Raw genomic sequence first — 25617 nt, 5'->3', positions numbered from 1 at the left:
CACACATAGCACCGTTGGTTCACCCGAGGAGTTCACCATGAGCGTTCCCGCATCCAATCTCACAGTTTCAGTGGCAGCCATCCTCGCAGAAGGGGCCGCCCGCTACGGCGAGCTGAACGCCATCACTGTCGATGGCCACAGCACCACCTATGCGCAGCTGTGGGACCAGACGCGAGAATACGCCGGAGCATTGCAGGCCCAGGGCATCACTGCCGGGGACCGGGTGGCGCTGCTCATCCCCAATGTCGCGGACTTCGCCCGCGCCTACTACGCGGTCCTGGCCCTGGGCGCCGTGGTGGTGCCGGTGCACGCACTGCTCAAGGCCCGCGAAATCTCATACATCCTGGAGGACTCCGAGGCCAAGCTGATGATCTGCGCCGCGCCGCTGCTCGCCGAGGGCGCGGCCGGAGCCACCGCTTCAGGCGTCCCGGTGCTCAGCGTGCTGGCGCCGGAAGACTCGGGCACCGACCGGCTCGAAGACCTGGCCCGGCAGGCTTCGCCGATTGCCACCTACCTGCCGCGGCGCCCGGAGGACCTGGCCACGATCCTGTATACCTCGGGCACCACCGGCAAGCCCAAGGGTGCGCTGGGCACGCACCTTGCCTTGATTGAGCAGACCCACACCACGCTGCTGAACACCATGGACTTGCGCCGCGGCGACAAGCTCTTCGGCGGGCTGCCGCTCTTCCACACCTTCGGCCAGACCTGCGTGCTCAATACCGGGCTGCGGGTGGGTGCCGAGTTGATGCTGCTGCCCAAGTTCACCGCCGAAGGCGCCCTGGAGCTGCTGCTGGACGCGGGCATCGATGTCTTCTTCGGGGTGCCGACCATGTATGTGGCCCTGCTCGAAGCGGGCAAGCACCGCACGGAGACGCCCCAGAAGCTGCGCTACGCCATTTCCGGCGGAGCGTCGCTTCCGGTATCCATCCTGACCGCCTTCGAGCAGCGCTTCGGCGCGCGGATCCACGAAGGCTACGGGCTGACCGAGACCTCTCCGGTGGCCTGCTTCAACCATGTGGGCGTCGAACCGCGGCCCGGCACCGTCGGCACCCCGGTCTGGGGAGTGGATGTGGAAATCGCGGACCCGGCCAGCCCGGAGAAGATCCAGCTGCTGCCGCGCGGCGAGCTGGGCGAACTGGTGGTCCGCGGGCATAACCTGTTCTCCGGCTACCTGAACCGGCCCGAGGCCACGGCCGAAGCGGTGGTCGATGGCTGGTTCCGCACCGGGGACCTGGGCACGAAGGACGAGGATGGCTACCTGCGCATCCTGGACCGTACCAAGGACATGATCCTGCGCAACGGCTACAACGTGTACCCGCGCGAAATCGAGGAGGTCCTGGTGTCCCACCCGGAGATTTCCAACGCCGCCGTGTACGGGGTGCCGCATGAAACCCACGGGCAGGAGATCGCCGCTTCGGTGACCCTGGAGGCTGGCTCCACACTGGGCGCGCAGGATCTGGTGGCGTGGGCCAGCGAGCAGATGGCCGCGTACAAGTACCCGCGGCTGATCGAGATCGTCACCGAGTTCCCGCTCGGTCCCAGCGGGAAAATTCTCAAGCGCGAACTGGTCGCCCAGTTCACCGCCGAGCAGCGCTAGCGGACCCTATTTGCGCAGCCCGCTGTAGTCCGGGGTACGGCGTGCCAGGAACGCGGATCTGCCTTCGGCCAGGTCCGCGTTCGCCCCGTTCTCTTCCCACAGCGTTTCCCACCAGCTGTCGGTGGCTTCCCCAGCGCTCACCAGGTTGATCGCTTCCTTGGTGCGCGCAATGGAATACGGCGAGTTCGCCGCCAGCTGGCCCAGCAAGGCGTCCAGCTGCTCTTCGAGCTGCCCATGGGAAACCACCTTGGTGAACATGCCCCAGCGTTCGGCTTCGGCAATGGACACCTCCGCTCCGGAGAGCAGCAGGTACTTGGCCCGGTGCTCCCCCAGGGCATGCACCAGCCGCTCGATGCCCGGGCGCGGGAACACCAAGCCGATTCTTGCCGGGGTGATCGCGATGCGCACATTGTCCGAGGCCAGCTGGATGTCGCAGGCCGAAGCCAGCTGCCAGGCACCGCCGAAGCAATTGCCTTCCACCACCGCAATGGTCGGCTTCGGACAGCCCACGATGATCTTGTCGAGCAGATCGAAGTGGTTGATCAGCTCCCCGTCCTCATCCCGGTCGAAGAGCACCTGGTCCATTTCATCGATGGCAATCCCGGCGCAAAAGTTCCTTCCGGCGCCGCGCACCACAATGGAAGCGACCTCGTCATTGGTCGCCAGACCGGCAAAGGCACCCACCAGCTGCAGGCACATGTCCTTGGTGAGCGCATTGAACTGGCCCGGATTCTCCAGCCGCACCACGGCGGTGGACCCGGCAATCCCTACGCCGACCCGTGCATTATTGTCCTTGCCCATCAGGATCCTCCCCGATTCATCATGCGTCCTAGGCAATCTATCGCGAATCGGCCAGCCTGCGGAACCTCTCCACGCTCCGCTTGCCTCCGGGCCGATGGAAACGTGTGCGAAACTGGGCGTGTGGATGCACAGATTATTTACACCATCATCGCCGGGCTGCTGCTCGTCGTCTCGGCGTTGGGCACTATTTTCCCGGTGCTGCCCGGGTCCTTGCTGACCATCGGCACGCTCCTGGCCTGGGGCTGGCTGCTGGGATCCGGCGCCTCCTGGTGGGCGGCCGGACTGGGCATGGCGATTGCCCTGCTGGGCTGGTCGGCCTCAGCAATCCTGACCGGCAAGAAGCTCAAGGAGCATCAGATCCCCAAGGGATCCATTCTCTTCGCGGTCGTCGGCGCCATTGCCGGCGCGTTCATCATCCCGGTTGTCGGTATGTTCATCGGCTTCGCGGTGGGCCTGTTCGCCGGTGAAAGCGTGCGCCGCCGCGAGGTCTCCGGCGCGTTCGGCTCATCCTGGGCTGCGCTGAAGGCCATGGGCTTGGGCATCGTGGTGGAATTCGGCTGCGTGCTGCTGGCGTCTTCCATCTGGGTCATCGGCATGATCATGCACTTCGTGATGCGCTAGATCCAGCCCATCTCCCTGGCGTAGCGCGCGGCCTCGATGCGGTTGGCCGTGCTGGTCTTGCCGATCGCATTGGACAGGTGGTTGCGCACGGTGCCCACCGACAGGTGCACCGTCGAGGCGATCTGCGAGACTGGCGCACCGGACGCGGCCAAGGCCAGGATCTCGCGTTCGCGCCCGGTCAGCGGGTTGCTGCGGCTCTCAACGCTGAGCATCGCACGCTGCGGATCCACCACCTTGTCCCCGCAATAGACCCTGCGGATGGCGGCAATCAGCTCGGCAGGCGGAGAATCCTTGACCAGGAAACCGTGCGCTCCGGCTTCGAAAGCCTGGCGGAAGTACCCGGGACGGTCAAAGGTGGTCAGGATCAGCACCTTTACCTCGGGGTGGCTGTCCTTCAGTTCTGCCGCGGTGCTCAGCCCGTCCTGCCGCGGCATCTGCACATCAAGCAATGCAATATCGGCCCGATGCGCACCCAGCGCCGCGGCAACTTCGTCTCCGTCGGCGCATTGCGCAACGACCTCGATGTCCTCTTCGAGGTTCAGCAAGGCTGCCAGCGCGCCGCGCACCAGATGCTGGTCATCGGCAATGAGTATCCGGATCATCGGGCGTTCCCCTCTGCCGCAAAGGCTACCTGCACACTGGTTCCGCCCAGCCGCGAGGCCCCCACCGTGCAGCTGGCGCCGAACTGCTTGGCACGCTCCTGCATTCCGCGGATCCCGTGGCCGGGCGTGCTGGCCTGCAGCCCGTCGCCGTCATCTTCGATGCTGACGTGTTCGGGTTCCAGCTGCAGCACGATCCTGCTGGCGTGCGCATGGCGCAGTACATTGGTGACCGCTTCGCGCAGGATCCATGCCACATGCGAACGCAGCTGCATCGGGACCTGCTCGGCGGATCCGGCCACCGTGAATTCGAGGTTGTTGTCGTTGCAGGCCTGCCTCAGCTCAGCCAATTCCGCGGCCAGGTCCTGGCGGCTAAGCCCCTGCACCGTGGTGCGAACGGAGTCCAGCGCATCGACGGCCAAGGCGCTGAGCTGTTCCAGTTCGCCGCGGGCCTGGGCGTACTGCTCCTGGTCCAGCAGGCGCAGGGCCAGCTGCGCCTTCAGGTTCAATGCGGTCAGCGAATGGCCGATCCCATCATGCACGTCCCGGGCAACGCGTTCCTGTTCGGCGACCAGCAGGTAGTCGCTGCGCATCTTTTCCGCTACGGTCGAGCGCCGGATGGCCGCCACGGTAATCGCATACACCACCATCAGCACCAGGTTCAGGCCGATCAGGAAGATCGCGTCCATGAACTGCCCGAAGATGATCGGCAACGCGAAGCTGAGCACCCCCACGGCCGAGTAGGCCGCGATGGCCCACCTCCTGCCCAGCAGGAAGATCGCGAAAGAGGTGATGAAGGGGAAAAGCCCCATGGTAGTCAACCCGACGACCGGGATGCCCAGCACAATAATCGCGCAGAGCACCAGGAAGTTCACATGCGCCCGGCGAGCACTGGTTCCGCCCTGCCCGATCTTCGAGGAGAATTTCGAATAGGACTGCAAATACACGGCGGCGAAGAGGGCAATCAGCACCAAGCCGATGATCCGGGTGGGCAGCGCATAGTCCTCGACGAGCAGGTCCAGCACCGGGAAGACCAGGAAGATCACCCAGACCCCGGCCACCAGCCAGCCTCGGCGATCCCAGAATTTCTGGTCTTCGTCGAGGCCGCAGAGCGGGTCGTCCGCTGGCGCGGGGCCAGGCTGGCGTGGGCTCACTGGCGCGCCTTGGCCTTGCGGGTGGCGAAGACCGCGAAGAGAACGAAGATGAGTGCCCATGCAACTAGGTTAGCGGTTGGGATCCACAACGCATCCGGTGCCATATCGACCCCGGCAGGCATGTCCTTGAGCAATGGGTAGCGGGCCAGCGCGACGTAGCCATACATCGGGGTGAAGCGGGCCGCGTCGAGCATGCCTCCTTCCAGAGGCATGAACACGTTGCCGAAGAAGGCGAAGAACACCATCAGTCCCGAGGCCAGGCCCAGGGCCGATTCGGATTTGAACGCCATGCCCACCCCGATCCCGTAGCAGGCGAAGATCATGGCACCGAGCAGGATGATCAGGTAGCTCGCGGCCCAGATCCAGCCTTCTTGCGCTTCGGCTCCGGTAGCGGCCCCGAGGGCGAAGACGAGCGCTGCCGAGGCGCCGGCAACGGTGGCCGCGACGATCATCTTGCTGCTGACGAACATGCTCGGCGGCATTTTTGTCAGCGAAATTTGCCGGCCCCACCCCTGCATGGTCTCGGTGGCCACGGTGCCAGCGATGGCCACGGTGCTGACTGCCGCTCCGTAGGCCGCCATGGAAATCATCAGATAGAACTTCACATTACCGGCTCCCAGCTCGAACTCGGTGTAGCTGGGGATGCTGCCGAACAGGATGTACATTGCCGCGGGCAGCAGCAGGGCAAAGATCAGGTTGTATCCATCGCGGAAGTGCCGCGCGAATTCCACGCGGATGTAGGTGCTCATCATGATGGGTCCTTGGTCAGTTGGATGAAGGCGTCCTCGAGGCTCGGCGAGGAAATTTCCAGGTCGTAGCCTTGGTACTCGGTCAGCAGGGCGGCTGCGAAGCTGTCGGAGTCGGAGCTGCGGAAGGCGAAGCGCAAGCCATTGCGTTCAGCCACCTGCACCGAATCGCTGGAGGCGGCGGCCCGTTCGGCATGCTCGGCCGAGGGGAAGGAAGCGCTGACGGCGCGTCCGGAGATGAGCTTGCGCAGATCCTCGGTGGCGCCGTCGGCGACGATGAGCCCGTGGTTCATCAGCACGGTGCGTTCTGCGAAGTTCTGCGCTTCTTCCAAATAGTGCGTGGCGAAGATGACGGTGCGTCCTTCGGTGGCTTCGACGCGCATTGCGGCCCAGAAATCCCGGCGGGCCATCACGTCCATCCCTGCAGTAGGCTCATCGAGGATCAGCACATCCGGATCCGGCAGCAACGCCAAAGCGAACTTGATGCGCTGCTGCTCGCCGCCCGAGCATTTGCCCACGCGCCGCTTGGCGATCTTGTCCAGTCCGGTGCGTTCCATGACCTCACCAATGCGATCTGCCTGCTCATGCATGTGGGCGATGACCGACACCGTTTCCTTGACGGTCATGTCGCGCAACAGCCCGCCGGTTTGCAGCACTGCCGAGACCCTGCCAGCCAGGACCGCCTGGCGCGGGTCCAAGCCGAGGATCTGGGCCGATCCCTCGGTGGGCTGGGTCAGGCCGAGGATCATGTCCACGGTTGTTGTCTTGCCGGCTCCGTTGGGCCCCAAGAAGGCCACGATCTGACCGGTCTGGATCTGCAGGTCGATGCCCTTGACGGCTTCGACCTTGCTGCGCGGCGTTGAGAAGGTCTTCTTCAAGCCGCTGAGCGAAACTGCATTGGTTTTAGTCAGCGTTTCCATGACTCCCAGTTTTCTCCGTTTGCCAGGTAGGCAGAAGAGCAGAAAGTCATGGGTTGCCCATGACCGTTGTCATGGACTGAAACCAGTTTCCCGACGCAACTATGCTGATCAATGCTTGGAAACCTGCTGTGAGCTTGGCAACTCGCCGCTGCGCGATGCGCCTTCGCCTCGTGATGCAGGCCCTGGGAAATGCCATGATCCACCGGGTCAACGAACAAATTGGAGATTTCCGCCCTTGTGGTCGGGTTATCCCCCATCAGACGTTACGGATTCCTCTCTGGGAAACTCACAGCGTATTCCCGTAGGATTTTTGCTGTGCTAGATCATTCTTCGTTTCTTTCCCTTGTGACCGATTACGCGGCCCCGACCATGGGCGCGGCATTCCTGCCCGACTGGTTGAACCCTGCCGTCTTCCTGAACAACCCTGCGCTCGGCCCATGGGTTCTGCTGCTGGTGTGTGCCATTGTCTTCGCTGAGACCGGCTTGCTGGTGGGATTCTTCCTGCCTGGTGATTCGATGCTCTTCACCGTTGGCATGCTCATCGCCACCGGCACCATCCACATCCCGCTGTGGCTCTTCTGCGCCGCGATTTTCGTCTGCGCCTTCGCCGGCGACCAGACCGGTTACATCATTGGCAAGAAAACTGGTCCTGCCATCTTCAAGAAGCCGGATTCCCGCTTCTTCTCGCAGCAGAACGTTGAACGCGCCCACGAGTTCTTCGAGAAGTTCGGCGGCCGCGCGGTGATCCTTGCACGCTTCGTGCCGATCGTCCGCACCTTCGTCCCGGTAATCGCTGGCGTTGCGAAGATGAACCACAAGACCTTCGTCTTCTACAACCTGATCGGCGCAGCCCTGTGGGGTATCGGTGTCACCTTGCTGGGCTACTGGCTGGGACAGTTCACGTGGATCGAAGAGAACATCGACCTGATCTTCATCCTGATCGTCCTCATCTCGGTCATCCCCATCGGTGTCGAACTGCTCAAGGCACGCAAGCCGAAGAGCAAGACCATCGAAGACTGATTTTCAAGCACTTCTCCGGCGGAATTGTCCGCCACCCCACTGTACGCCGCGGCGCATCAACCAATGTTCACAAGGTTGGGTTGTGCCGCGGCGTACTCCTTTGCAGACAAGATCCACCTCGTCTTCCAAGGCGTTGCTTGCCTCGCGCGTGATCGGGCGGATGGCATTGGCCAGCACTTCGCAATCGCAGTAACCGCCCAGCAGCTGCATCTTCCGTTCCACCGCGGTAGCCCGCGGGGCACTCTCGTCGCGATAGGCCAGCAGGAAGAGATGGGTCCCGCCGCACCCTTGGGCTCTCAGGGCCCGATAGAGGAAGCAGGCAAGGCATTCATGGTCGACGGGTTCGAGTACCGCGGGCATGGGTGGCTCCTTAAAGCAGTTGAAGGCAGTAGTGTTTCGCTACTGCCTTCAACTGTCTGTGGTTCAAGCACCGCGCACCGCGCCAAGCTCACCAGCTGTGGATATCTAGCTGCCTGCCAGGCTCTGGCGGAGGAATGCCGCTACGCGTTCCACTGCTTCTGCCACGCGCTCGTATCCGGCCGCGAACGACAAGCGGATGAACAGGTGCCCCTCGAACGGATCGAAGTCGCCTCCCGGGGTCAGCGCCACGTGCGCGTGTTCCAAAACCGCTTGGCAGTACTGCCCCGCAGAACCGAAAAGTTCCAGCACTTCGGGTGCCAAACGGCCATAGAGGTAGAAGGCACCATCGGCGGGCGCCGCCTCGCTGATCCCCAGGCTGCCCAGGTGCTCAAGCACGTGGGCCCGGGTGCGGGCGAACTCGGCCACGCGCTCATTGGCTTCATCCAGGCTCTGCTTCTCGAAGGCTGCCACGACCGCGCGCTGCGCCGGCGCCGGAGCGCACAGCGCAAGGTTCGAGGCCAGCGCGTCAACGGTGGCCACCAGATCATCGGGCACGATCATCCAGCCCAGGCGCCAGCCGGTCATCCCCCAGTATTTGGAGAAGGAGGAGACCACGATGGAAGTGCGGGAGAACTCCCACGAGGTGTGCCCCTTGCGCTCTGGGACGAACTCGATGCCGTGATAGATTTCGTCGCTGACCAGCCGCACGTCATTGGCTTCGCACCAGCTGGCCAGGTCCTTGAGCTCCTGGGCGCTGAACATGGTTCCGGTGGGATTATTCGGCGAGGCGATCACCAGCCCGTCCAGGCGGCCATGCTCCTTCTTGGCCGCTTCGAGCAGCTGCACGGTGGGCTGGAAACGCTGTGCCGCACCGGTGGGCAGGTCCACCACTTCCAGCCCGAGGGCCCGGAGGATATTGGCGTAGGCCGGGTAGCCGGGGCGGGCCAGCGCCACCACGTCTCCAGCGTCGAAGGCCGCCAGGAACGCGAGCTGGAAGGCTCCGGAGGACCCTGTGGTCATCACGAAGTTCTTGGCCGGAATCTGCACCCCATAGGTATCGAGGTAGTGCTCGGACAGAACCTGGCGGGTTTCGAGCAGGCCCGCGGTGGAGGTGTACCCGAAGTCGGCGTGCCCGGAATGCAGCTGGGCGGCCAGCTCATTGACCGCCGCTGGCGCACCGCCGCCGGGTTCTCCGACGCACAAGGAGATCACGTCGTGCCCCGCGGCACGCATCGTGGCGACCTGGTCAACGATCTGCATCACTTCAAAGGGAGCTACCTTGGAACGCTGGGAAGCTTGCACTGTTTGTCCTTCTTTCCGCAGGCATCGAAGAACCACAGCATCCTCGCCGCGGCCTTCTGCGCTATCTGCTTCAAGGCTATCGGCTCCAGCGTGGCATTGCGCCCACCGGAAGCCGGTGAGCAGGCTCACTGCCCCGGTTCACCCTCCGTTTGCCTCCCGTCAACCGTTGGGGCATTCGCCCCGAGCATCCTCGAGGTATCCGCCTATTGTAGGCGACACCTCGCACAGGAGAACGAACCATGAACAAGCCACTCTCAGCCGCCCTGGCCGCCGCAGTATTGCTCCCCCTGGCCCTGGCGCCAACCGCCGGAGCGGCAGCCTCGCCTGCAACCGCGGCTGCTGCCCTTCCAGCGGCAGTTGCCAAGGACCCCTCACCGGGGTTCCGCGTATTGCCATATCTGCAAGCTCCTTCTTCCACCTCGATGACCATCAACTGGATCAGCGAAACCGATGAGCCGGGCACCATCAGCATGAGCGGACCGGGCCTGGGCAAGTCCGGCCAGCAGAGCAGCGAGCCGGCATACCTGGATCTCATGGAATACACCCAGGCCGAGCTCGATGAGCAGATCGCTGGCTTGGAGCAGGGCTCGTGGCTGAAGTCGAATTCGAACTACAAGCACTCGGTGACCTTCGAGGATCTCAAGCCGGGAAAGACCTACAATTACACGGTGACCCAGTCCGGCGAAACGCACAGCGCCGCCTTCAAGACGGCGCCCAAGGGCGAGGCCTGGAAGAACGTGCGCATCATCGCGTTCTCCGATTCCGAGACCGAGCCGCGCGGACGCACCGAGCATCGCGAATGGGAGCTCTCTCCGGTCAACGGCTACACCGCGGATTCGCTGCAGCGCCCGGGTGCCGGATCTGCCTGGGACCAGGAGTTCGGCATGACCACCCGCTACGGCCAGCCGACCCTGCGCTACCCGCTGGACCAGTCCACCGCCTTCAACGAGAACCTCAAGCACATCCAGGCCGCCGATCCGGACCTGGTCATGATGGCTGGCGACCTCACCCAGGGTTCGGGCTACCAGCCGGCCTGGGATGAGTTCTTCAGCCATGTGGCCGGGGAGCATTCGGACCTGGCCTCCAATGTCCCGCTGCTTCCGGCGCTGGGCAACTGGGAAACCTATGCCGCGCTGAACGGCGGCTACGGCACGGACGCCGACCGTACTCCCGCGGTCATCTCGCGCAACCGCTTCCTGGATTACTTCTCGCTGCCGCAGGATCCACAGCACCCCGAGTACAAGGGCTCGTACTACCGGGTGGATCACGGACCGGTCACCGTGCTGACCTTGGATTCCACCAACGGCCGCCCGGACGAGAACACCCGGACCGGCCAGCTGTCCGGGGAGAAGTTCTCGGGCGATGACACGAATATGGACGCGGCGAAGCTGTCCACCGATACCCAGGGCGAGTTCACTTTCGAATCCTATGTCCAGGGCTTCAAGGAACTGTTCCCCGGCACTACCGAGCAGGACGTCGACCTGCCGAATATGGATGCCGCCTCGGCGCAGTGGGAATGGGCCGAGAAGCAACTGGCCGATGCACGCGCCAACGGCCAAATCGTGCTGGTCCAGTTCCACCACTCAGCCTATTCCAACGGCGTGCACGGCACCCCGCCGAACCATGAACACCCGGATAACCAGTCGGGCACCGCGATGCGCGCCTACACCCCGATGTTCGAGGAGCATGGAGTCGCAGCTGTGATCTCCGGCCACGATGAGATGTTCGAGCGTTCCTGGGTGGATGACGACGGCGACGGACGCGGTTTCCACTCCTATGACGTCGGAGTGGCAGCCGATGGCCTGCGCGGTGAGAAGCTGGTGCAGAATGCCGAAGGCGGGTACGAGCCGTTGCGCTTCAACTCGCATTCGCAGTGGTCGGCCCCGGCCGATGAGCCGGAAACCTGGGCCGAGGATGCCAACGGCGTTCCGCAGCTGGTCTCCGGCGGCTTGCATTACGGGCACCTGCTGATCGACGTGGCCAATACCGCGCAGGGCGCCGAGCTGACCTTGACCCCCGTGCATATCTTCCCGCTGCTGGATTCGCAGTACCAGCTGGAGAAGACCGAGCGGCGGGCCTATGACGATGTCGTGCGCTTCTCGGTAGGCAAGGACGGGGTGCCACTGGCAAAGTAGCTCTGGCGGAGCAGGCGACTTGTCGCCATGGCTGCAGGTAGTGGACTATTGAAGTGAGCAAAGGCCACTGAGCGCAGCAGCGCAGGGAGCAGGACGAGACATGAGTGAACAGCGCGTTTTCAAGGCAGTAGTCGCCAAGGAAGCCGGCTGGTGGAACATCTGGGTTCCCGAATTGGATCATGTGACTTCCACCCGCAAGTCCCGCAAGATCTCCCTCTACACCCGCTCCTTGATCGCAGCGGTGCTGGGCATCGAGGAATCCTCGTTCCGCGTCGAGCGCGAACTGGTTTCCGCTGGAGAATTCGAGCGCCGGTTCACCGAAGCCGTGCGCGCAACAAGCCCGCAGGAAAAGCTGTAGGCAGCACGCATCCACGGCAGAGGCCGTCGTGTCCCCAAGGGGCACGGCGGCCTCTGGCTATTTGCCCGTGGTGTCCAGTTCGCGTTCCTTGACCGGGTGGCGCGAAAGGATGGAAATCCGGTTGAAGGCATTCATGGCGATGGCGATCCATTGGATCGCGGCCACCTGCTCATCGCTCAGCACCAGCCGGGCCGAAGCCACCGCAGCAATGCGCTCTTCGGGGTTCGGAAGGCCAGTGGTAGCTTCGGCGATGGCCAATGCGGCGCATTCTTCTTCGGTGAATAGCCCTCCGCATTCATCCCAGGTGCGCAGCAGGGTGATCCGCTGCAGGCTCTCGCCGGCATCCAGCGCCTTGCGCGCATGAAGGTCCAGGCAGAAGGCGCAGCCATTGATCTGCGATACGCGCAAATTGACCAGCTCGGCGGTGCGGTCGCTGATCCCGGCGGCGCGATAGGACTTGGCGACATCTTTGGAGAATCTGCCAATCGAGTTCCAAAGCTCGGGATTGGTCTTGTCGAGGAACATCGGGTCTGAAACGGCCATAGTTGAACCATACATCCACGTGCAGCCCTCCTGCTCGAAGGCATCCGGGTAAAGAACCGTGGAGACCAGCGAAAGCTGGTCTCCACGAAGTTTGCTACTTGTCGCCGTCGGCGGCCAGCTGGCCGCAGGCGCCGTCGATTTCCTTGCCACGGGTATCGCGCAGCGTGGTCGGCACGCCCAGCTCGTCCAGGCGGCGCACGAACTTGGACGTGATGTCAGGTTCGCTGCGGGTCCAGATGGAGCCCGGCACCGGGTTCAGCGGGATCGGGTTCACGTGTACCCAGCCGCGGCCGCGGGCGTTGAGCTTCTTGGCCAGCATTTCCGCGCGCCACTCGTGGTCGTTCATGTCCTTGATCAGCGCGTATTCGATGGAGACGCGGCGTCCGGTCTTCACGTAGTAGTCGTACGCGGCATCCAGCGCCTCGTCGACCTTCCAGCGCGAGTTCACCGGGATCAGCTCGTCGCGCAGCTCGTCATCCGGGGCGTGCAGCGACAGGGCGAAGGTGACCTGGACGTTCTCGTCGGCCAGCTTGCGGATCGCCGGAACCAGGCCGACGGTGGAAACGGTAATGCCGCGGGCCGCCATGCCCAGGCCTTCCGGGGCCTCGGCAACCATGCGGTGCACGGCGTTCATCACGCGCTTGTAGTTGGCCAGTGGTTCGCCCATGCCCATGAACACGATGTTGCCCACGCGCTCATCCGGGTGCTGGCGTCCGCCCAGTCCGCCCTCGGCGATCACTCGGTTGGCCTGGACGATCTGGTCAAGGATTTCAGCAGTGGACATGTTGCGGGTCAAACCCGCCTGGCCGGTGGCGCAGAACGGGCAGTTCATGCCGCAGCCGCACTGCGAGGAAATGCACAGGGTGATGCGGCCCGGGTAGCGCATCAAGACGGACTCGACCAGCGAGCCGTCGAACAGGCGCCAGAGGAACTTGATGGTCTTGCCGTCATCGGTTTCCAGTCGCTTGACCTCGGTGAGCAGCTTCGGGAACATCGCCTCGGCGAGTTCCTCGCGGCCGTTCTTCGGCAGGTCGCTCATCTGTGCCGGGTCGGTGGTGTAGTGCTGGAAGTAGTGCACGGAGAGCTGCTTGGCGCGGAAGCCCGGCAGTCCCAGTTCCTTCAGCTTGGCCTGGCGTTCGGCCAGGGACAGGTCGGCCAGGTGCGTTGGCGGCTGGGAGACGCGGCGCTTGGTGGAGAACTGCAGCTCCGGACGGCCATCGGCACCCATCTCCTGCTTCCAGCCTTCGGCGGTTGGCACGACCTGGGCGCGGCCTTCGGCTTCGGCTCGGGACTTGGAGATGCGCAGCTGCTGGGCGCGCTGGGCCGCGGCCTGCTCATTGCGCAGCGCCTTGCGTTCTTCAGCGGAAAGTGGGGTGGAATCGATGGAAGTCATTGCTACCTATTGTTTCATGTATCCGCGAGAGTTTGGCGGTGAGTTTGGGCACGCGCAAAGCAGTGACGCACCGCCAATCTACCGGCGGCGCGGCACAGCTGCATACGGGTATTCAGTACTTGAAGGATTCCTTCAGGTGGCCAATATTGCCCACAGCCCCGGCCAGGTCGATGTCGCCCAGCTGCCCGCTGGTGGCAGCTGCAGGGCGGTCCTTGCTCCAGTGGCGGAATCCTTCCTGGCGCTCGCGAGTGATCACCGCGTCGCCGGGTACTGCACTGATAGATGCAATCACGCAACCAGTAACCGAAGCGTTGCCATTTCGTCATGCAACGGGAAGAGTCCGCTGCCCGGGAGAGGTCATCGTGAAGCTGCGCGCCACCGTCTCCTTCAGCCAGGCGCTGGCGGCCAGGGAGGAAATCACCGAATCCCGCAGCGGGACCGTCCAACTCGGCAGGGCCCGGCCCAGCAGCATGTTGACCTGCGCCCGCCGGGCAGCACTGCGGGCGGCTGCGAGCCGCAGATCATCCAGTGAACCAGCTGGCGCCCCGGCAGCAAAGACGCTGGCCGCCGCCTGCGCATCAGCCAACCCCAGGCTCAGCCCCTGCCCACCGATGGGGCTGATCTGATGGGCCGCGTCCCCGAGCAGCACCACCCGCCCATGGACCATCGAGGACACCATTCGGGTAGCAGTGCCGAAATAGCTCGTCATGGTGCACGTCCCGGGATCAAGCAGGTATCCGGTGCGGCTCAAGATCGTCTCGGCCAAGGTTCCCGGTGAATCATCGGCCAGCTTCTGTTCGACGCGCACCACCCAGCGCCGCCGTGCACCGGGCAACGGAAAGGATTCGACAATCCCCTGCTGGTGCAGGAACAGCGCCGCAGTATGCGCCAGTCCAGTGCTATCGGGAAAGTCACCCATCAGATATCGATCCCGATGGTCCCTTCCGGCAAAGCCCACCTCGAGATCCGTGCGGACCGCGGAGCGGACCCCGTCAGCTCCAGCCAGCCACCGGGCCCGGTGCACCACGCCCCCGGCGGCGAATTCCACCGCTTGCTCCGACTGCTTGAGTACCTGCTCAAAAGCGGTGGACCACATCATTGACCCCGGTGCGAGCTGTTCCAGCCGCTCGCGCAGCAATTGCTCGGTGGACTGCTGCGGCAAGGACAGAACATAGGGGTATTGCCCGCCAATCGTGGCGAAATCCATCGCGGCGATGCTCCGCCCGCGCGAGATCCCCAGCCCGCCGCGGATCTGCACGCCGTGGCGCTGCGCGGCCTCCCCCACTCCGAGCTGATCCAGGACCTGTTGTGCCGGAGGGTGCAGGCCAAAGGCCCGCGAGTGGGCTGCCGGCACACTGCGCTGCTCGAAGACCCGGACGCTGCGCCCGTTTTGGGCGAGCAGGATGGCCAAGGCCAAGCCCACCGGTCCGGCGCCGATGATCGCGACGTCATCCACGGCCGCCAGCTTCCCAGAGCAGCAGGTTGCGGTACGGACGCTGAGTGCGCACTTCCCACCCTGCCCGGAGCAGTTGCTCCAGTTCTTCCGGCACGAAGCTGCGCCTGATGGAGGTCAGGCCGTCGCGGCGGATCAGCGAGCTGCCGGCCAAGGGCAGGGTCGCCAGGCCGAAGAGTCCCAGCGCCATCGGCGAGCGCCGGATATCGCTGTGCAACCCGAGACCGGTGCACAACTGCTCGGTGTCTTCCTGCAGCTGCTGCAGCTCATCCGGCAACAGGTGGTGCAGCAGGTGGTTGGAGAGCACCAGGTCGTACCGCTCGCCGGCGGCCGCCAGCCGGGTGCTGGTGGTTTCATGGAATTCCAGCACCCCGCCAGGCAGCTTGCTGCGGTGCAACGCTTGCCGGGCGTATCCGATGGCCCGCGGATCCGGGTCGATGCCGTGCACTGCGACTTCGAATCCGTCGGCGAGCGTCCACCGGGCCAGATTCGCCGCGATATCCCCGCCGCCGCAGCCCACATCCAGGATTCTGGCCCGTGCCCGGTGCACCAGCAACGGACGGATGCATTCCAGGTAGTTGCCCCGCCAGCCCGCCACCACCCGGTTCACCAGCGGGAACTGGGCGTAGGTGCGGCGCAGCAGCACCGGATCGCAATCCGGCCGGTCCATTTCCTCGATGGCTTCCGTGGCCCTCGCCAGCCGGAGCATCATTCCCTCCTGGATACGGTGAACAGCCCGGTTTCAACGGTCAGCCCCGGGCCGAAAGCCATGGAGCAGACTCGATCCCCGCTGTCCGCTGCCGCGGGATCCAGGATTTCCTTGAGCACGAAAAGCACCGTGGCGCTGGACATGTTTCCATAGCGATCCAGGATCGCGCGGGCCGGCTCCAGCTGCCGATCATCCAGGCCCAGCCGGTTTTGCACCCGGTCCAGGATGGCCCGGCCGCCGGGGTGCAGGCCCCAATGCTGGATCCTGCCTACCGAGAGTTCCGAGTCGGTGTCCTTGTCCAGGAGCGGTTGCAGCGCTGCGGTGATGTGCTCGTCGATGATGTGCGGGACATAGGTGCCCAGCACCATCTCGAATCCGTGATCACCGATATTCCACGCCATCGCTTCTTCGCCTACCGGGGTGAGCACGGTTTCAAAGCCGTCCATCTGCAGCGGCCCGCTGCCCTTTGCCGAAACGATCACCGCGGCCGCCCCGTCCGCGAAGATAGCCGAGCCCATGATGGTGTCCGGGTCATTCGAGCTGTGCACATGCAAGGTGCACAGCTCTGCGCAGACCACCAGCACCGTGGCGTCCGGGTCGGCCAGGCAGAAATCGCGGGCGGCGCGAAGCGCCGGGAAGGCCGCGTAGCAGCCCATGAACCCCAGGTGATGGCGCACCGTACTCGGAGCCAGCCCCAGCGCCCGCACGATCTGGTAGTCCGGGCCGGGGTTGTAGAACCCGGTGCAGGAGACGGTGATGACGTGGGTGATGTCTTCCGGCGCCAAGTCCTCGCAGGCATCCAACGCCTTCTTCGCGGTCTCCGTGAAGAGCGTGCCTGCCTGCTTGGCGTACACGTTGTTGCGCTCCGCGGTGCTCGGGGAGAGCAGGAGTCCGGCGGCCCGGTCATAGAACATCGGCTGTTCCGGCTGGGGCAGGGTGAGGTCGAATTCGTCGACGCAGCTGTATCTGGTGCTGATCGCTGCGGAGTTGAAGGAAGTGGTGATGAGCCGTTCGCCCAGCCGGCTCAGATTCGGCTGGCTGGCGAAGACATCACGGATTTCGTCCTGGGCAAGTTGCGTCGCGGGAACTGCGGTCTGGATCGTGCGGATCTTCACTGGCATGCCCCGAGCCTAGGGCCGTTGCCAGCGATGGTAAACAGCTTCGGCGAATTGCCAGCATTCACCCGATGATCCGTTGCCCTCCGCGCGTGGATTATCTATCCTCGGCGAAGAATATGATTATTGTTATTAACGTCAGATTTAATCGATCGCGCAGGAAGAGGCCCCGTGGCAAAGGCATCAGTTCATTCCCTGGAGGGTATCCGCCGGACCATCCTTGATGGCTTCTGGTCCCCCGGCGATCGCCTGCAGCCGACCGCATTGGCAGTGCAGTTCGAAACCAGCACGACGGTGATCCGCGAATCGCTGACCCGGCTGGCTGGCGAAAATCTGGTGGTCATCCGCCCGAACCGCGGCTTCTTCGTACCGGATCTTGATTTGCGCGAACTGGCAGATATCACCGAGCTGCGTTGCTCCACCGAAGCGCTGGCCGCCCGCCTGGCAGTGGAACGCGGAGATGTCGCATGGGAATCCAAGGTGATTGCGGCCCATCACAAGCTCTCGCGCACCCCACGCCGTTTGCCGGAGGAACCCGGCACTCTCAACCCTGCGTGGTCCGAAGCGCACCGCGAATTCCACCATGCTCTGCTGGTGCCTTGCGATTGCCAGCCGATGCTCAAGCTATCCGCCGACCTGGCGAACTTCACCGAGCTCTACCGGCGCTGGGCCGCCCCGTCGAAGGCGGCAGGCAAGCGCAACGTCGAGAAGGAGCACCAGGAAATCCTGGATGCCGCTATGGCTCGTGATGCCGACCTGCTCGGAGAACTGCTCGGAAACCATTACCGTTCCACCGTCCAAGTGGTCATTGATGCTGGGTTGAGCACCCTACGTTGACCCCTTTGGCACGTCGCTGGTGGCGTGCGCCGTCGGCTATTTCTTGCCTGGCGCAGGCGGAATGACGCGCTCACTGACGATGGCGGCGTTCATCGCTGCCACTGCTCGTTGTGCCGAATCCGCTGCCGGTGAATCCTGCGCGAGTTCCGCTATCCGGGACTGCGCTTGGGCCGAAGTCATGGGCGCCAGCTCTTCCTCCAGCACAGGGTGCACCAGGCCTACGGCCTGAAGGATTGCGAGCACGGTGGTATCGCTGGCTCCAGGGATTTTCTGCCCGTGAAGGGCACCGTGCAGGTCGGTTCTGATCTGGCGCTGGATCTGCTGGTTGATGATGCGCACCCGCTGCTTTCCCAAGCCCAGCATCGTGCGTTCGCCGTATTCGATAATTCCGCCCTTGGCCAGGGAATCGGTCAGCAACCGGACATCGCACAGGGAATTGATCTTCACCGCGTCATCCAGGCTCAGGTTGCCCCGTCTTTCCAGCTGCTCCAATGGCGCGGCAAGCACTGGATCCGGGCAGGGCCCGGCACCGATGAGCTGGATCTGCCGCTGCTCATCCTCGCTGAGCGCCACACGCCCGGCAACCATCAGGTCTGTGATGATGGCGGCGTTCATGCCGTATCCCGTAGCTGATACAACTGCTTCCGGTTTCTCGGAGTCATCGGCCATGAGCAAGTAGAGCTTTTCTGCGATCAACATATTCTCAGGCTACCGGCCCGCACTGGAGGAATTCTTCAGCCTTGCGACGGATATTCAGGCTCAGTCGCCCTTGGCCGCTGGCTTCTTCTTCGCCTTTTCCAGCTCGGATGGCGAATGGGTGGTCCGGGGTTCGGAGCGATCCTGCGTCATGGCCGAGGTGGTGCGGATGAAGACCGAGATCCAGCTGAACATGATGGCCACCACCGACAGCTCGAAACCGGTCAGGTTGTAATAAGACCATTGGTTCCACAACTGGAAGGCGCCCCAGATCGCGCCGATGGCCGCATAGGACAGCAGATGAAACACCACCGGGTAGCCAGGCAGCAGCACGATAGTGCCCAGCAGCAGGAAGATCATGGCTACCGAGACCATCTGCACAAAGGCCGAATGCACCTCCATGGCCACGTCGAAGGGAACCAAACCGATGCCGATAATGCCCATGGAGACAAGCAGCAGGCACCAGCGCACCAGCTTCGGACGAGGACGCACCATGCGTGCAATCTTGTAGCGTTCCAACGCAGGGCGGCAACGGTAGGTCTGTGCCAGGCGGACCAGGTCGCGGGTCAGGAACTCGGTGAAGGCAGCGAGCACCAAGCCGGAAATCACCAGGGTGAGATTGAAAGTCCAGAAGGACCCCATGCCGGCTTGCGTGGTCCCCAGCGACGAGAACATGCTCCGCCACCAGTTCTGGTCTTCGGCCAGCAGCATGCTGATCAGCACACCGGCGCACATGAAGATCCCCAGCACCACTGACAGGGACTCCGCATTGATCCGCGCGGTGGCCTCCAGGGACAGGTAGGCGCTGATGCCCGTGGATACGCTGACTGCCAGAGCCCCTGCGAGCACGTCCAGATGCAGCCCGTAGAAAGCCTGTTGGAGCAGGTGGAACACGACCAGCATGATCATGATGGTGCTGGCTACGTGCACCAAGACGAGGCCAAGGGCAGTAACCATCTGGCGCCATGCGGGGATCCTCTTCAGCCACGTCTCGCGGGCCCGGAGCATGGTGCGGAACGCATAGGCGCTGCTGGCTCCGGCCGAGACAGCACCACAGACGGCTGAAACAATGCCTACCGACAGATCGCCAAAGAGAGGCGGACGTTCACCGGCGAAGATGATGAGCCCGACAACCAGCCCGAAGAGGGAACAGATCAGGCCGGCCCATAGAGCACGTCGCTCGATGTCCAGTTCGGTGACTCGCCTGCTGAGAGTGACATCGGGATATTGGGAATGCACGTAGTACATTCTCTCATTTTCATTGAAGAACGTGTACTGCCCGCAGCCCGGCCATCCTCCGCGGAAAAGGTCTTTGCGCTAGTTCGAGGACAACGCGAGCAAGCCGCTGGCCATCAGGCTCACCGCGCCGCTGAAGGCAATCAGCACCACGAAGGCGCGGCTGAACTTCTGCGCAATCCTCGGGGCCAGAAAATTGCCCAGCACGATGCCCAGCACCATCGCGCCGAAGCAGGCACCCCATTGCTGCCAATGCAGCTGCGGCATGCCGCCCTTGGCGATCAGCGACGTCAAGGACAGCACCAGGAAATAGAGCTGCACGGAGATGGCGAATTGGGCTTGCGGCCAGCGGCTGGCTACCGCATATCCGGCAATGGCTGGACCGGAGACCCCGGCAGTCACGGACATGAATCCGGAGACAGCCCCTGCGCCAATAGCCAATCCCCTGCTTTGGGCCATGGCGAGGTTCCGGATCATGAAGCTGGAGCACAGTGCGAGGATCACCATGAAGGAAATGCCGATGTTCAGCCATGGCCCATCCAGCGAGTTCGCCACCCACGCCCCGGGAATGGTCATGAGCATGGCGGGGATGAGCATGAAAGCGACTTTCCGGTATTCGACTTGCCGAAAGACCTGCGCAAAGATCAGCAGGCTGCTGCAGGCGCCGAGCAAGTTGACCAGCATGACACCTTCGTGCGGCCCCAGCACCATCACCAGGAGGGGCGAGGAAACCAGTGCGAATCCCATGCCGGAAATACGCTGTGTGGAGGCACCCACGAAGACTGCGGCCGCCAAGCCAATGATCGCCGCTAATTGCACGCCCTGCTCCACGCTGTCTCCGCTATCCCTCGTCGCTGTCCACTATTACGTTAGTCCACGGCCAATGAGTCATTTGAATGGAGCACGCTTCATCTGGAGTTCTACGCTGTAGGAATGCGCAATGACGTGGATTTCCTGGTAATTGGCGGCGGGGCGATGGGCTCGGCCGCCGCGTGGTCCCTGGCCAATGGCGGACACGAGGTGCTGCTGATTGAGCGTTTTGCTCCGGGGCATCGGGAAGGCGCTTCGCACGGGGCCACCCGCAATTTCAATCCTGCCTACGCCGAACCCGAGTACCTGCGCCTGCTGCAGCGCTCCAATACCTTGTGGGATGAGATCTCGCAACGCTCCGGCAAGCCGCTCCTGACGCGCACCGGATTGGTCAATCACGGAATCGTTGAAGCGCAGCGCGCCATGCACGAGGTGCTGGGTCAGGCAGGTTTCGGCAGCGAGCTGCTGTCCCTTGAAGCTGCGGAAGAGCGTTTCGCTGGCATGAAGTTCGAGACCGAAGTCCTGCATATCCCCTCTGGCGGCCAGATCAACGCCGACCTCGCTGTGTCCTCTCTGCAGCAGCTGGCAGTTGCCGAGGGTGCGTCCGTGGAGCATGGGTACCAGGTGGCAAGCCTCCAGGTGCTTGCCGATGACCGTGTCGAGGTCCAGGTCCAGCACCGGGGAACCAGCTCGCGCATCCGGGCCCGCCATGCAATTGTCACGGCGGGCGCTTGGACCCGGTCGCTGCTCGGTGCTGCGCTCAGGCTGCCGGCCATCCACGTCACCGAAGAGCATCCGGTGCATTTCGCGCAGAAGGACCTGCCTGCGCACTGGCCCGGATTCAACCACATCCTGGACCCGAACCGGGATATCGGTTCACGGATTTTCGGTCCCGTCTACGGGATGCGCACCCCCGGCGAAGGCATCAAGGTGGGCTGGCACGGCTCCGGGCAGATCATTGATCCAGAGCACCGCCCGCACCAAGCCAGCGGGGAACAGCTGCGCGGGCTGCAGGACTACGCGGAACGCTGGCTTCCAGGGGTCGATCCCTCGCGCTATGAGACGGTGTCCTGCACCTACGCTAATACCGAGGACGAGCACTTCATCCTCGACTCGCTTGGTCCGATCACCGTCGGCGCAGGGTTCAGCGGCCACGGCTTCAAGTTCGTGCCCGCCATCGGCGAGCACCTGGCCGAGCTGGCCTTGGGCCGGCGCACGGCCGAACCGAAGTTCTCGGCGAACCGCACGGTGGCGAAGCCAGTCTTCCTGCAGCGCCGCCGCGCGGCCGGCATCAGCTAGCCGCCTGTTCCCGTGCAGCTGCGGGCACCTGCTGGGTGATGCAGTGGATGCCGCCGCCACGGGCAAACAGCTCGCGCGCATCCACGCCAACCACCTGGCGGCCGGGATAGGCGGCGGCCAGGATGCCAGCAGCCTGCTGGTCGTTGGGGTCATCGAAGCTGCAGGCGATTACCCCGCCATTGGTCACCAGATGGTTGATATAGGAATAGTCCACCCAACCCTCGGCATCGCGCAGCACTCTGGGGGCCGGCACGGCAATGAGTTCCAGGCTCCGCCCCTGGGCATCGGTTGACTGCTCCAACCGTGCGCGCACCGCCTGGGAGATGGCATGGTCCGGGTGCCGCGGATCCTGCTGGTCGTGGAAGAGCACAACACCGGGCCGGGCGAAACAGGCGACAATGTCCACGTGCCCGCGCGTGCCGAATTCCTCGTTGTCACGGCTCAGCCCGCGATCAAGCCAAATGGTTTTCCGGGCGCCCAGCAGCCGCGCGAATTCGGCCTCGATGTCTTTTTCGGACTTCCCCGGATTGCGGCCCGGATCCAGCTGGACGCTGCGCGTGGCCAGAACCGTGCCTTCCCCGTCCACGTGGATTCCGCCTCCCTCGTTGATGATCGAGGCCCGCACGTGCGCCGCGCCTGCAAGCTGGGCGGCGTGGCCTGCTACCAGCCGGTCGTTGTCCCAGCTGGCCCACTCCTGCGCGCCCCAGCCGTTGAAGTTCCAGTCCACCGCCGCCAGCTGGCCGTCCGGGGTGCGCACGAAGCTCGGGCCTGAGTCGCGCATCCAGGCATCATCCAGCGGGTGCAGGGCATAGCTGACTGCATCGCCCAGGTGGCGCCGGGCCGCCGCTTCGCTGGCCGGGTCCACCACCATCGTGACCGGGGTGAAGGCACTGACCGCGCGGGCCACGGCGCTCCACGCGGAGCGTGCGGCTTCGGCCTGTTCCTCGTTCTCGCCCAGCGTGTAGCCGCCGGAGGGGAAAGCCATGAAGATGCGTTCATGCGGATCGGTTTCCGCGGGCATGAAGAACTCAGGCATGGGAATGCCCCAGCTTTCCCAGGCCGGACTCGGTGCGGGCTTCGGTGAGCGCGCCGTAGGTTTCCGGGCGGCGGGTGCGCAGGAACGGGAAGAGCGTGAGCCAGTCGCGGCGGGCATCCAGGTCCAAGGTGGCCACCAGCACTGCTGATTCGTCGCGCGGGGCGCGGGCCAGGATGCGGCCGTACGGATCGGAGATGAAGGAGGAGCCGTAGAAGGTCAGTGCACCCTCGTCGCCCCAGCGGTTGGGCACCACCATGAACAGCCCGTTGGCGATGCCGTTGCCGATAATGGCCTGGCGCCACAGCGGTTCTGTGTCGAAATCCGGATGGTCCGGTTCGGAACCGATGGCCGTCGGATAGGCCAGCAGGTCCGCCCCGGCCAGCGAATAGATGCGCGGCGGCTCGCTGAACCACTCGTCCCAGCAGGTCGGCAGGCCCATGGCCAGGCCGTCCAGAGCTTCGATCTTGTGGACCGGGTAGGGATCCTCGTTGGGTCCCTCGCGGAAATACTTGTCCTCGTAGTACCCGGCGGTGCGCGGGATGTGCAGCTTGTTGGTCAGTGCCACGATCCCGCCCTCCGGGGAGAGCACCAACGCGGTGTTCAAACCCAGCCCGTCGGCGGCCGGCGCCTTGCGGAACAGCGAGATGTGCACGTGCAATTGGTACTTGGCGGCCATGTCCTTGGCAAAGGCGACGGTTGGTCCTGTCTCCAGATCTTCTGCGGACTCATCAGCCGCGTCCGGGTTGGGAACTACGAAGGCCGGGTACTTGCTCAACGTCAGCTCCGGCAGGAAAACGATGCGCGCGCCATGCTTGGCCGCACGGGCGATGCCGTCCTCCAGTTCGCTGCGCAGCTCCTGCGGGTCTTCGTGCCAGCAGTGCTGGACCAGAGCGATGGTGATCTCGCCGCGCTCGGCGGCGTCCACGCGGGCCAAAGAGGCCGGCGGACTCAAGGTGACTATTTCCTTCATGGCTGAGCTCCATCGATAAAACGAATGTTATTCGTTTACAGATTAGAGCCCTCCCCGACTCCTGCGCAAGGGATTTAACGAATGACTTTCGTTTATTTGTGTAAGCTCTATCCAGAACCTTCAATATCAGGAGAACTCATGGCCAGGCCCTCCAAGCCGAAACTTAGCACTACCACGATCGCCGATGCAGGACTTGAGCTCGTTGATGCCCATGGCGAGTTCACCGTGCCGCAATTGGCCAAGGTGCTTTCGGTCTCAGCCTCATCCCTGTACAACCACGTGCAGGGAAAGGGAGAAATCATCGAGTTGATGCGCGGGCGGGCCATGGCTGGAATCCGACTGCCCGACCTGGGCAACGTCTCCTGGCAGGAAGCCGTGCGGGATATTGCCACGGAATACTGGGCCTCATACTCCCAGCACCCGCGGCTGATCCCGCTGCTGACCAGTCATACGGTTCGCGACAGCACCACCCTGCGGGTCTACGACGCGCTGGCCGAAGCTTTTGCGCTGGCTGGATTCGAACCGAAGCAGCGGCTGCAGGCCATCACGATCGTCGACTCTTTCGTGCTCGGTTCAGCGTTGGACGCGGCGGCACCGAAGATCGTGTGGGAAGCGAATGCGCAGTCGTCGAGCTATTTCAGAGAGGCCTTGGACGCTGACCTGCCCGACAGCAACCGTTCTCGGGCAACCTTCGAGCTAGGCCTGTCAATGCTGCTGGACTCCTTCGCCCAGCAGGTTGCCGACGCCACGGCCGACTCAGGCAATGGGCCCTCGCGGAAGCCTTAAGCGCAGGTGAAGTCCCTGGCGAGCAGCAGCCAGGGATGGTAGACGATCGTCCGCGTAGGCGAGGTAGCTGCTGGGGCGCTCCACCCGATATTGCTGCCTGTTTCCGTGACGGCATTGTTATCGGTCGTGTAGACGACCAGCAGCTTCAGTTCCATCGTCATGGATCCCCTTGACGTGACCAGCCCGAGCAAATTGAGTCCTGGCCGGTAGGCCGCGGACGTGGCTCCGGACGCCACATTCGTATACGAGAAAGTGGAAGTGCCGGTCTGCAGCCTTAGTACCAGACGAGCACCAGGCGGCAGCGTCTGGGCTGGCCAGGAGACCGTGGCAGTGGTCAGCACCAGGCCGGACTCGGTACAGGCCAGCGTTCCTGTTGCCGGCGGCACCGTATTGGCGCGGACAGCGGATGATGCGGTGGCTGAACCGGTGAAGGCCGCCTGGGTAACTTCGGCTTTCGGCCCCTGCAGGGCGATCGTGCCCAGCAATGCCGCCACAGCGAGTACGGCGATCACCCGAGAGCTGTTGGAGGCCCGTTTCGCCGTCGGCGTTTCGCCCGGCGCTTGGCGAGGCGGCGCGCTTGCAGTCTCCGGACCGTCTGCGCGTGGCGGTCCGGCCTTGCCATGTCGGCGGCCATCGCGTCGGAAGGCAATGAACAACACGTACGCGCACAACAGGCCGCCAAGGAAATACACCCACGGCTGGCTGAGCCAGGTCACCGCATACCCCAGTAATGGGGCGCTGAAAATCAACCGGTCTACCTGATCCACCGGGTATGCTTCCACATCTGGAACCGAATTGGCATCCCCCTTGAGCACCAGTCCGCCCGGAGCCTGCTCGATAACCCGATGGGTGATCCGGTGCCCCTGGCCATTGACGACCGAGACCACATCGCCAATCGCGGCGTCCTGGGCAGCCATGGGCACGGCGATGCCAAGAGAACCTGTGGGAATGCCCGGTCCCATGGAACCCGAAGCAAAAACCAGTGGCTTGATTCCGAATGCCAGAGCCAGCACGGCCATGACAAGGCACAGGGTCCCCGCAACGGCGCAGGCATTCAGCACGATGCGCTGGAACAGCGTCAACGAGGATCCTATGCGGACTTCGGTTCGGTTGAACTCCAT

Annotated in this window: 27 protein-coding genes; 8 read left to right on the top strand and 19 right to left on the bottom strand. The window is 63.8% G+C overall.

Translation table 11 applies throughout. From position 1 onward, the window contains the following. The first annotated feature begins 37 nt into the window (after window positions 1–37). Window positions 38–1597 carry a long-chain-fatty-acid--CoA ligase gene (locus ANI01nite_RS04555; RefSeq protein WP_141356356.1) on the top strand — a complete coding sequence of 520 codons (1560 nt, stop codon included), beginning with the start codon at window positions 38–40 and terminating at the stop codon, window positions 1595–1597. Window positions 1598–1603: 6 nt separating this feature from the next. Here the strand turns inward: ANI01nite_RS04555 and ANI01nite_RS04550 are convergent, their stop codons facing one another. After that, window positions 1604–2398 (bottom strand): enoyl-CoA hydratase/isomerase family protein, encoded by a 795-nt coding sequence (locus ANI01nite_RS04550; protein WP_141356354.1) that lies wholly within the window; start codon window positions 2396–2398, stop codon window positions 1604–1606. Between the two features lie 120 nt (window positions 2399–2518). Between ANI01nite_RS04550 and ANI01nite_RS04545 the strand changes: the two genes are divergently transcribed. After that, window positions 2519–3019 carry a DUF456 domain-containing protein gene (locus tag ANI01nite_RS04545; protein WP_073706882.1) on the top strand — a complete coding sequence of 167 codons (501 nt, stop codon included), beginning with the start codon at window positions 2519–2521 and terminating at the stop codon, window positions 3017–3019. Here ANI01nite_RS04545 and ANI01nite_RS04540 read toward each other — a convergent pair. Genes ANI01nite_RS04540 through ANI01nite_RS04525 form a run of 4 tightly spaced genes read right to left on the bottom strand, consistent with a single transcriptional unit; the run spans window position 3016 to window position 6438 of the window. Further along, window positions 3016–3621 (bottom strand): response regulator transcription factor, encoded by a 606-nt coding sequence (locus ANI01nite_RS04540; protein ID WP_141356352.1) that lies wholly within the window; start codon window positions 3619–3621, stop codon window positions 3016–3018. The two genes, ANI01nite_RS04545 and ANI01nite_RS04540, sit on opposite strands and share 4 nt — an antisense overlap. Then, window positions 3618–4772: a sensor histidine kinase gene (locus ANI01nite_RS04535; RefSeq protein WP_170214567.1), complete on the bottom strand. Its 1155-nt coding sequence runs from the start codon at window positions 4770–4772 to the stop codon at window positions 3618–3620. Before ANI01nite_RS04535 ends, ANI01nite_RS04540 begins: the two co-directional genes overlap by 4 nt. After that, window positions 4769–5524 (bottom strand): ABC transporter, encoded by a 756-nt coding sequence (locus ANI01nite_RS04530; protein ID WP_038993179.1) that lies wholly within the window; start codon window positions 5522–5524, stop codon window positions 4769–4771. Before ANI01nite_RS04530 ends, ANI01nite_RS04535 begins: the two co-directional genes overlap by 4 nt. Then, window positions 5521–6438 carry an ABC transporter ATP-binding protein gene (locus ANI01nite_RS04525; protein ID WP_141356348.1) on the bottom strand — a complete coding sequence of 306 codons (918 nt, stop codon included), beginning with the start codon at window positions 6436–6438 and terminating at the stop codon, window positions 5521–5523. The genes ANI01nite_RS04530 and ANI01nite_RS04525 overlap by 4 nt, the downstream gene beginning before the upstream one ends. Before the next feature lie 345 nt (window positions 6439–6783). Between ANI01nite_RS04525 and ANI01nite_RS04520 the strand changes: the two genes are divergently transcribed. Then, a complete protein-coding gene (locus tag ANI01nite_RS04520) occupies window positions 6784–7458 on the top strand; it encodes a DedA family protein (RefSeq protein WP_369826776.1) in 675 nt (224 codons plus the stop codon). 3 nt (window positions 7459–7461) lie between these two features. Here the strand turns inward: ANI01nite_RS04520 and ANI01nite_RS04515 are convergent, their stop codons facing one another. After that, window positions 7462–7818 carry a DUF2695 domain-containing protein gene (locus ANI01nite_RS04515; protein ID WP_141356346.1) on the bottom strand — a complete coding sequence of 119 codons (357 nt, stop codon included), beginning with the start codon at window positions 7816–7818 and terminating at the stop codon, window positions 7462–7464. Window positions 7819–7923: 105 nt separating this feature from the next. Next, complete coding sequence (locus ANI01nite_RS04510) at window positions 7924–9120, bottom strand: pyridoxal phosphate-dependent aminotransferase (RefSeq protein WP_141356344.1); 1197 nt, start codon at window positions 9118–9120, stop codon at window positions 7924–7926. Between the two features lie 239 nt (window positions 9121–9359). Between ANI01nite_RS04510 and ANI01nite_RS04505 the strand changes: the two genes are divergently transcribed. Beyond that, complete coding sequence (locus ANI01nite_RS04505) at window positions 9360–11255, top strand: purple acid phosphatase family protein (RefSeq protein ID WP_141356342.1); 1896 nt, start codon at window positions 9360–9362, stop codon at window positions 11253–11255. Window positions 11256–11355: 100 nt separating this feature from the next. Continuing rightward, complete coding sequence (locus ANI01nite_RS04500; RefSeq protein WP_038993137.1) at window positions 11356–11613, top strand: hypothetical protein; 258 nt, start codon at window positions 11356–11358, stop codon at window positions 11611–11613. 57 nt (window positions 11614–11670) lie between these two features. On the opposite strand, the gene ANI01nite_RS04495 is transcribed toward ANI01nite_RS04500, so the two are convergent. The 6 genes from ANI01nite_RS04495 to ANI01nite_RS04470 all read right to left on the bottom strand — a co-directional run bounded on the left by ANI01nite_RS04495 (window position 11671) and on the right by ANI01nite_RS04470 (window position 16832). Continuing rightward, complete coding sequence (locus tag ANI01nite_RS04495; protein WP_038993136.1) at window positions 11671–12156, bottom strand: carboxymuconolactone decarboxylase family protein; 486 nt, start codon at window positions 12154–12156, stop codon at window positions 11671–11673. 94 nt (window positions 12157–12250) lie between these two features. Further along, window positions 12251–13549 carry a dual-specificity RNA methyltransferase RlmN gene (gene rlmN, locus ANI01nite_RS04490; RefSeq protein ID WP_255314403.1) on the bottom strand — a complete coding sequence of 433 codons (1299 nt, stop codon included), beginning with the start codon at window positions 13547–13549 and terminating at the stop codon, window positions 12251–12253. Between the two features lie 112 nt (window positions 13550–13661). Next, entirely contained in the window at window positions 13662–13841 is a 180-nt protein-coding gene (locus tag ANI01nite_RS04485) for a hypothetical protein (RefSeq protein ID WP_141356340.1), read from the bottom strand. A gap of 30 nt (window positions 13842–13871) precedes the next feature. Then, window positions 13872–15005 (bottom strand): FAD-dependent oxidoreductase, encoded by a 1134-nt coding sequence (locus ANI01nite_RS04480; RefSeq protein WP_052254025.1) that lies wholly within the window; start codon window positions 15003–15005, stop codon window positions 13872–13874. Next, on the bottom strand, window positions 14998–15714 hold the full coding sequence (locus tag ANI01nite_RS04475) for a methyltransferase domain-containing protein (RefSeq protein ID WP_307723202.1): 717 nt from the start codon (window positions 15712–15714) through the stop codon (window positions 14998–15000). The genes ANI01nite_RS04480 and ANI01nite_RS04475 overlap by 8 nt, the downstream gene beginning before the upstream one ends. Then, window positions 15711–16832 (bottom strand): type III polyketide synthase, encoded by a 1122-nt coding sequence (locus tag ANI01nite_RS04470; RefSeq protein WP_141356336.1) that lies wholly within the window; start codon window positions 16830–16832, stop codon window positions 15711–15713. Before ANI01nite_RS04470 ends, ANI01nite_RS04475 begins: the two co-directional genes overlap by 4 nt. 165 nt (window positions 16833–16997) lie before the next feature. On the opposite strand from ANI01nite_RS04470, the gene ANI01nite_RS04465 reads away from it, so the two are divergent. Continuing rightward, complete coding sequence (locus tag ANI01nite_RS04465; protein WP_066141985.1) at window positions 16998–17663, top strand: GntR family transcriptional regulator; 666 nt, start codon at window positions 16998–17000, stop codon at window positions 17661–17663. 36 nt (window positions 17664–17699) lie between these two features. Here the strand turns inward: ANI01nite_RS04465 and ANI01nite_RS04460 are convergent, their stop codons facing one another. The 3 genes from ANI01nite_RS04460 to ANI01nite_RS04450 all read right to left on the bottom strand — a co-directional run bounded on the left by ANI01nite_RS04460 (window position 17700) and on the right by ANI01nite_RS04450 (window position 20414). Then, a complete protein-coding gene (locus ANI01nite_RS04460; protein WP_141356332.1) occupies window positions 17700–18362 on the bottom strand; it encodes a GOLPH3/VPS74 family protein in 663 nt (220 codons plus the stop codon). 60 nt (window positions 18363–18422) lie between these two features. Then, window positions 18423–19607, bottom strand: a complete 1185-nt coding sequence (locus ANI01nite_RS04455; RefSeq protein WP_141356330.1) for a hypothetical protein — start codon at window positions 19605–19607, stop codon at window positions 18423–18425. A gap of 69 nt (window positions 19608–19676) precedes the next feature. After that, entirely contained in the window at window positions 19677–20414 is a 738-nt protein-coding gene (locus tag ANI01nite_RS04450) for a sulfite exporter TauE/SafE family protein (protein ID WP_141356328.1), read from the bottom strand. A 114-nt stretch (window positions 20415–20528) separates the two neighbouring features. On the opposite strand from ANI01nite_RS04450, the gene ANI01nite_RS04445 reads away from it, so the two are divergent. Further along, window positions 20529–21704, top strand: a complete 1176-nt coding sequence (locus tag ANI01nite_RS04445) for an FAD-dependent oxidoreductase (protein ID WP_141356326.1) — start codon at window positions 20529–20531, stop codon at window positions 21702–21704. On the opposite strand, the gene ANI01nite_RS04440 is transcribed toward ANI01nite_RS04445, so the two are convergent. Together ANI01nite_RS04440 and ANI01nite_RS04435 are read right to left on the bottom strand one after the other, a co-directional pair. Continuing rightward, window positions 21697–22740: an agmatine deiminase family protein gene (locus tag ANI01nite_RS04440; protein ID WP_218024303.1), complete on the bottom strand. Its 1044-nt coding sequence runs from the start codon at window positions 22738–22740 to the stop codon at window positions 21697–21699. The two genes, ANI01nite_RS04445 and ANI01nite_RS04440, sit on opposite strands and share 8 nt — an antisense overlap. Then, window positions 22733–23710: a nitrilase-related carbon-nitrogen hydrolase gene (locus tag ANI01nite_RS04435; protein WP_141356324.1), complete on the bottom strand. Its 978-nt coding sequence runs from the start codon at window positions 23708–23710 to the stop codon at window positions 22733–22735. The genes ANI01nite_RS04440 and ANI01nite_RS04435 overlap by 8 nt, the downstream gene beginning before the upstream one ends. A 138-nt stretch (window positions 23711–23848) precedes the next feature. On the opposite strand from ANI01nite_RS04435, the gene ANI01nite_RS04430 reads away from it, so the two are divergent. Continuing rightward, window positions 23849–24496, top strand: a complete 648-nt coding sequence (locus ANI01nite_RS04430; RefSeq protein WP_141356322.1) for a TetR/AcrR family transcriptional regulator C-terminal domain-containing protein — start codon at window positions 23849–23851, stop codon at window positions 24494–24496. On the opposite strand, the gene ANI01nite_RS04425 is transcribed toward ANI01nite_RS04430, so the two are convergent. Continuing rightward, window positions 24493–25617, bottom strand: coding sequence for a S24/S26 family peptidase (locus tag ANI01nite_RS04425; RefSeq protein ID WP_141356320.1), 1125 nt, complete (start codon window positions 25615–25617; stop codon window positions 24493–24495). The genes ANI01nite_RS04430 and ANI01nite_RS04425 overlap by 4 nt on opposite strands.

Source organism: Glutamicibacter nicotianae (assembly GCF_006539525.1).
Classification (GTDB): Bacteria; Actinomycetota; Actinomycetes; order Actinomycetales; family Micrococcaceae; genus Glutamicibacter; species Glutamicibacter nicotianae.
This window is presented reverse-complemented; position numbering and strand designations above follow the sequence as displayed.